Source organism: Actinophytocola sp., from assembly GCF_045807065.1.
In the GTDB taxonomy this organism is placed as follows: Bacteria; Actinomycetota; Actinomycetes; order Mycobacteriales; family Pseudonocardiaceae; genus Actinophytocola.
The window spans coordinates 1-7635 of record NZ_JBJMIE010000633.1 but is presented as its reverse complement, the minus strand read 5'-3'; the positions used below and the strand labels follow the sequence as shown (position 1 = coordinate 7635).

General features: G+C 75.1%; 1 protein-coding gene. It reads left to right on the top strand.

Translation table 11 applies throughout. From position 1 onward, the window contains the following. A partial coding sequence (locus ACJ73U_RS36850; RefSeq protein ID WP_407782386.1) for an SDR family NAD(P)-dependent oxidoreductase occupies positions 1-7635 on the top strand: 7635 nt, incomplete at both ends.

The following is a 7635-nucleotide window of genomic DNA, read 5'->3' as shown; positions in this document are numbered from 1 at the left end:
CGCGTGGCGTACGCGTTCGGGCTCGAGGGTCCGGCGCTGACGATCGACACCGCCTGCTCGTCGTCGCTCGTGGCCATGCACCTGGCGTGCCACGCGTTGCGCCAAGGGGAGTGCACGCTCGCGCTGGCCGGTGGGGTGACGGTGATGGCGACGCCGGGGGTGTTCGTCGAGTTCAGCCGGCTGCGGGGAATGTCGCGCGACGGGCGGTGCAGGTCGTTCGCGGCCGCCGCCGACGGCACCGGCTGGTCGGAGGGCGTGGGCGTGCTGGTGTTGGAGCGGCTGTCCGACGCGCGCCGCAACGGCCACCAGGTGCTGGCCGTCGTGCGCGGCACGGCCGTCAACCAGGACGGCGCGTCCAGCGGCCTGACCGCGCCGAACGGGCCGGCGCAGCGCAAGGTCATCCGCGCCGCGCTCGCCGACGCCGGACTGTCCACCTCGGACGTGGACGTGGTGGAGGCGCACGGCACCGGCACCACGCTCGGCGACCCCATCGAGGCGCAGGCCATCCTGGCCACCTACGGGCAGAAGCGGGAGCGCCCGCTGCTGCTCGGCTCCCTGAAGTCGAACATCGGGCACACCCAGGCCGCGGCCGGGGTCGGCGGGATCATCAAGATGGTCGCCGCGATGCGCGAAGGCGTGGTGCCCAGGTCGCTGCACGTGGACAAGCCCACGCCGGAGGTCGACTGGTCGGCGGGCGCGGTCGACCTCGTCACCGAGGCGACGGCGTGGCCGTCGACCGACCGCCCGCGGCGGGCCGCGATCTCCTCGTTCGGCGTGTCCGGCACCAACGCGCACGTGATCATCGAGGCCCCGGACGAGACCGCCACCGCGGCACCGCCCGCGAGCGGTGCGGGCCGAGCCGCCACCGCGACCCCGGCCTGGCCGGTTTCCCTTGCCGTGTCGGCGAAGACCGGGGCCGCGCTGCGTGCCCAGGCCACGCGCCTGTTGTCCACCGTGGACGCCGGGAGTCTCGCCGATCTCGCGTTCTCGCTGGCCACCAGCAGATCCGCGTTCACCCACCGCGCCGTCGTGCTGGCCGAGGACGCCGATGCCGCGCGTGCCGGGCTGCGTGCGATCGCCGACGGCGACGAGAGCGCGCCGAACGTGGTGCGGGGTGTTGCCGGGCCGGGCAGGACGGCGTTCGTGTTCACCGGGCAGGGCGCGCAGCGCGTCGGCATGGGGCGCGAGCTGTACGAGACGTTCCCGGTGTTCGCCGCCGCGCTGGACGAGGTGCTGGCACACCTGCCCACCGGGCTGCGGGAGGTCGTCTTCGGTGTCGACGGACCCGGTGCCGGGGATCTGGACGACACCGGGTGGACCCAGCCCGCCCTGTTCGCGATCGAGGTCGCGTTGTTCCGGCTGTTCGAGTCATGGGAGGTGAAGCCAGATGTGGTGGGTGGACATTCAGTTGGTGATGTGGCGGCCGCGCATTGTGCCGGCGTTCTTACGCTCGCGGATGCGGCCAAGCTCGTCACGGCCCGTGCGTCGCTGATGGCCGCCCTGCCGCGAGGCGGGGCGATGGTGTCCCTGGTCGCCACCGAGGACGAGGTCCGACCGCTCCTGACCGGTCTCGTGTCGGTCGCGGCGGTCAACGGCCCGTCCTCGGTGGTGATCGCGGGGGACGAGGCGGAGGTACTGGCCGTCGCGGCGAACTTCGCGCGCACCAGGCGCCTGTCGGTGTCGCACGCGTTCCACTCGCCGCTGATGGAGCCGATGCTCGAGGAGTTCCGCGCCGTCGTCGCGGACCTCACCTTCACGAAGCCGACCATCCCGATGCTCGCCGACGTCACCTCGGTCGACTTCTGGGTGAACCACGTCCGCGACGCCGTGCGCTTCGCGGACCTGGTGACCGCCATGCGGGCCAAGGGCGTCACCCGCTTCGCCGAGCTCGGCCCGGACGGCGTCCTGTCCGCGATGGTCCGCGACACCCTCGCCGAGGCGGATCCGGTGCCGGACGCGCCGCTCACCGTCGTCGCCGCACAACGCCGCGACCGGCCGCAGGTCACGACCGCGCTCGCCGCGCTGGCCACCCTGCACACCGCGGGCGCGTCGACCAACCTGGCGCTGCCACAGGGCACCAGGATCGACCTGCCCACCTACGCGTTCCAGCGCGAGCGGTACTGGCTGGACGACAGCGCCGAGGTCGCGAACGCCGTCGACCTCGGCCTGACCAGCACCGACCACCCGCTGCTGGCGACCGTCACGACCCTCGCCGACGCCGACGGCCTGCTGCTCACCGGCCGGCTGTCGGTGCGCACCCATCCGTGGCTCGCCGACCACGCGGTGGCCGGCACCGCGATCCTGCCCGGCACCGGGTTCGTCGAGCTGGCCGTGCGGGCGGGTGACGAGGTCGGCGCCGACCGCATCGAGGAGCTGACCATCGAGGCCCCGATGGTCCTGCCCGCGTCCGGCGGCGTGGCCGTCCAGGTCTGGGTCGGCCCACCGGACCAGCACGGCACGCGCCCGGTGACCATCCACTCGCGACCGGACGACGCGGCGGCGGACGCCCCCTGGACCCGCCACGCCAGCGGGGCGCTCGGCTACCGCGGGCAGGCCACCCGCCAGGAGCTACCCGCGAGCTGGCCGCCGGCAGAGGCCACGGCGCTGCCGGTCGACGGGCTGTACGAGCGGCTGGCGGAGATCGGGTTCGGCTACGGGCCGGCGTTCCAGGGTCTGCGCGCGGCCTGGCAGGTCGGCGGCGACGTGTACGCCGAGATCGCGCTGCCGGCCGAGCAGGCGGACGCGGCCGGGCGGTTCACCATGCATCCGGCGCTGCTCGACGCGTGCCTGCACGCGGTCGGCGTGTCCGCCATGTTCGCCGACCAGGCCGGCCGGCTCCCGTTCGTCTGGTCCGGCGTCCGGTTCACCGCGTCCGGCGCGACCGCGCTGCGGGTGCGGCTGTCCCCGGTCGCCGACGACGCCTTCGCCATCGATCTCGCCGACGAGTCGGGCCAGCCGGTGGGCCGGGTCGACTCGCTGACCGTCCGCGCCATGTCCACCGACGCCGTCGCCGCGCCGGACCCGGCCGCCGACGCGTTGTTCCACGTCGACTGGGCGCCGGTCACCGGCACCGCGGCGGCGGCCGGCGCCTGGGCCGCCCTCGGACCGGACGTGTTCACGGTGGACGGCGAGCTGGCCGCCGCCGGCGTCACCGTCGCGCGGTACGCGGACCTGGCCGACGTCCCCGACGCCCCGGCCGTCCTGCTCGTCGAGTCCACACCGGACGGTGACGTGCTCGCCACGACCGACCGCGTGCTGTCCCTGGTGCGGAACGTCCTCGCGGACGGCCGGTTCGCGGCGACCACGGTCGTCGTGGTGACCAGGGGCGCGATGCCGACCTCGGTGACCGAGCGCGTCACCGACCTCAGCGGCGGCGCGGTCTGGGGCCTGGTGCGCTCGGCGCAGGCCGAGGAGCCGGACCGCGTCCTGCTGGTCGACCTCGACCCGGCACGCCCGTTCGGCATCGGCCCGGACCCCGTGCCGGCCGCGTCGGCACGCGCGCTGCCCACCGTCCTCGGTGCGGGCGAGCCGCAGCTCGCCATCCGTGCCGGCGCGCTGACCGCGCCCCGGCTCGCCAGGGTCCCGGCCGACGGCGGCGCGCTGTCCGTGCCGGGCGGCTCGTGGCGCCTCGACCAGCCGGCCAAGGGCGTGCTCGACGACCTCGCGCTGACCGAGTTCCCGACCGGCGAGCTGGCGCCGGACGAGGTGCGCGTCGAGCTGCGTGCCGGCGGCCTGAACTTCCGCGACGTGCTCAACGCGCTCGGCATGTACCCCGGCGAGGCCGGCCCGCTGGGCAGCGAGGGCGCCGGCGTCGTCATCGAGGTCGGCTCGGCCGTGACCGGCTTCGCCGTGGGCGACCGGGTGTTCGGCCTCGTCGAGGGCTCGTTCGCGAACCAGGCCGTCGCGCCGGCCCACTGCCTCGCGCCGATGCCGGCCGGGTGGTCGTTCGCCATGGCCGCGTCCGTGCCGATCGTGTTCCTGACCGCCTACTACGCGCTCGTCGACCTCGGCGGGCTGCGGGCGGGGGAGCGGGTGCTGGTGCACGCCGGCGCCGGCGGTGTCGGCATGGCCGCCATCCAGCTCGCCAAGCACCTCGGCGCCGAGGTGTTCGCCACCGCGAGCCCGGCGAAGTGGCCGGCGCTGCGGGAACTCGGTGTCGACCACCTCGCCTCCTCCCGCGACCTGGACTTCCGCGAGCGGTTCCTGGCGGCCACCGGGGGCGAGGGCGTCGACGTCGTGCTCGACTCGCTGGCCAGGGAGTTCGTCGACGCCTCGCTCGAGCTGCTGCCGCGCGGCGGCCGGTTCCTGGAGCTGGGCAAGACCGACGTGCGTGACCCCGAGCGGGTCGCGACCGACCACCCGGGCGTCGTCTACCGCGCGTTCGACTCCGGCGAGGCCGGCCCGGCACGCATCCCGGAGATCCTGCGGGAGCTGGTCGAGCTGTTCGAGGCCGGCGTCCTCGCGCCGCTGCCGACGCACGTGTTCGACGTGCGCCAGGCCCGTGCCGCGTTCCGCCACGTCAGCCAGGCCAGGCACGTCGGCAAGGTCGTGCTGACCATCCCGCGTGCGCTCGACAGGAACGGCACCGTGCTGATCACCGGTGGCACCGGCGTGCTCGGCGCGGCCGTCGCCCGGCACTACGTCACCGCGCTCGGCGCCGAGAACCTGTTGCTCACCAGCCGGCGCGGCGTGGCGGCCGAGGGCGCGACCGAGCTGGTCGACGAGCTGACCGCGCTGGGCGCCACCGTCCGCGTCGAGGCCTGCGACGTGGCCGACCGCGCGGCGCTCGACGCCCTGCTGTCCACGGTGGCCGACCTCACGGCCGTGGTGCACACGGCCGGTGTGGTCGACGACGCCATGATCGGCTCACTGACCACCGAACGGCTGGCCGGCGTCATGGCGCCGAAGGTCACCGCCGCGGTCAACCTGCACGACGCGACCGCGGACGCCGACCTTGCCGAGTTCGTGCTGTTCTCCTCGGCCGCCGCCACGTTCGGCGGTCCGGGCCAGGGCAACTACGCGGCCGCGAACGGCTTCCTCGACTCACTCGCCCACCACCGCGTCGCGAACGGCCGCCCCGCGGTCGCCACCGCGTGGGGCCTGTGGGCCGAACGCACCGGCATCACCGCGCACCTCGCCGACGCCGACCTGCGCCGGATGAGCCGGGGCGGCATGGTGGCGCTGTCCACGGCGGACGGCCTGGCGCTGCTGGACACCGCACGCACCCTGGCCTCGCCGCACCTGGTGCCGGCCGGGGTCAACCCGACCGCCGTGCGGGCCTCCGGCGCGGTCGCCCCGCTGCTGCGCGGCCTGGTCCGCGCACCGGTCCGGCGCACCGTCGACACCTCGGCGGAGGCCGCGGGCGTCGCCGACGCGCTCGCCGGGCTGGACCGCGCGGGGCAGGAGCGGCTGCTGACCGACATGGTCGCCACCAACGCCGCGCTCGTCCTCGGCCACGCGTCCACCGACGCGATCGACGCGCACAGCCAGTTCGTGGAGCTGGGCATCGACTCGCTGACCGCGGTCGAGCTGCGCAACCGCGTCTCCGGCGCCGCCGGGGTCCGGCTGTCCGCCACGGTGGTGTTCGACTACCCGACGCCCGCGGCACTGAGTGGCTACCTGCTGACCCAGCTCGGCACCGGGACCAGGGCGACGCCGACCACCGTGACCGCGACGGCACCCACCGACGAACCCGTCGCGATCGTCGGCATGAGCTGCCGGTTCCCCGGCGGCATCGCGACCCCCGAACAGCTGTGGGCGTTGCTGGCCGAGGGCGGCGACGCGATCGGCGAGTTCCCGACCGACCGCGGCTGGCCGGACGTCTACGACCCCGACCCCGAGCGCGCCGGCCACGCCTACACCCGCAACGGCGGCTTCATCGACGACGCGGCCGACTTCGACCCGGCGTTCTTCGGCATCTCGCCGCGGGAGGCGCTGGCCATGGACCCGCAGCAGCGGCTCCTGCTGGAAACCTCCTGGGAGGCCGTGGAACGCGCCGGCATCGACCCGCTCTCCCTGCGGGGCGCGAAGGTCGGCGTGTTCGCCGGCATCCACGGCCAGGCCTACGCCACCCGCCTGGACTCCGTGCCGGACGACATCGAGACCTACCTGGGCAACGGCAGCGCGCCGAGCGTCGCGTCCGGGCGCATCGCCTACACCCTCGGCTTCGAGGGCCCGGCGGTCACCGTGGACACGGCCTGCTCGTCGTCCCTGGTCGCGCTGCACCTGGCGATCCAGTCGCTGCGCAACGGGGACGCGGAGCTGGCGCTGGCCGGCGGCGTCACCGTGATGGCCACGCCCGGGTTGTTCATCGGGTTCAGCCGGGCCCGCGGCCTGGCCACCGACGGGCGGTGCAAGGCGTTCGCCGCCGCCGCGGACGGCTCCGGGTTCTCCGAGGGCGCCGGCATGGTCGTCGTGGAGCGGCTGTCCGCCGCGCGCCGCAACGGCCACCGGGTACTGGCCGTGGTACGTGGTTCGGCGATCAACTCCGACGGCGCGTCCAACGGCCTCACCGCGCCCAACGGCCCAGCGCAGCAACGGGTGATCCGGCAGGCACTCCAGTCGGCGCGACTGTCCACCTCGGACGTCGACGTCGTCGAGGCGCACGGCACCGGCACCAGGCTCGGCGACCCCATCGAGGCGCAGGCGCTGGCCGCCACCTACGGCGCCGACCGGGACCCCGGCCGCCCGCTGCTGCTCGGTTCGGTCAAGTCGAACATCGGGCACACCCAGTCCGCGGCCGGCGTGGCCAGCGTGATCAAGGTGGTGCTGGCGCTGCAGCGCAACGAGCTGCCGAGGACGCTGCACGTGGACGCGCCCAGTCCGCACGTGGACTGGGACACCGCCGGGGTCCGGCTGCTCACCGAGCCGACGCCGTGGCCGGCCGGTGACCGGCCACGCCGGGCCGGGATCTCCTCGTTCGGCATCTCCGGCACGAACGCGCACGTGATCGTCGAGGAGGCCGAGCCGGCGGACGTCCCGCCGGCGCCCGAGCCGGTGCCGGCGGCGGTCCGCCCGTTCGTGCTCTCGGCCAGGTCGGCCGAGGCGCTCGCCGGTCAGGCCGCCACGCTCCGCTCCTTCGTGGCGGCCGGCGCGGCCCGACTCGAGGACGTCGCGCACACGTTGCTGGCCGCGCGGGCCACGTTCGGCCACCGCGCGGTGGCCGTCGCCGGTACCCGCGACGAGCTGGTCGCCGGGTTGGCGGAGCCGGCGGTCACCGGCTCGCCCGTGAGCGGGAAGACGGCGTTCGGGTTCACCGGTCAGGGTGCGCAGCGGGTCGGCATGGGTGCCGACCTGTACGCCACGTACCCGGTGTTCGCGGCGGCGTTCGAGGAGGCGCTCGCGGTGCTGCCCACCGGCCTGCGTGAGGTGGTCTTCGGTGCCGGTGGAGCGGGCGCCGGCGACCTCAGCGACACCGGGTGGACCCAGCCCGCGCTGTTCGCCTTCGAGGTGGCGCTCCACCGGCTGGTCGAGTCGTTCGGCGTGCGGCCGGACTTCGTGGCCGGCCACTCCATCGGCGAGATCGCCGCGGCACACGTCGCCGGCGTGCTCTCCCTGGCCGACGCCGGGACGCTCGTGTCCGCACGAGCCGCGCTGCTGTCCGCGCTACCGGCCGGCGGCGCGAGGATCTCGGTG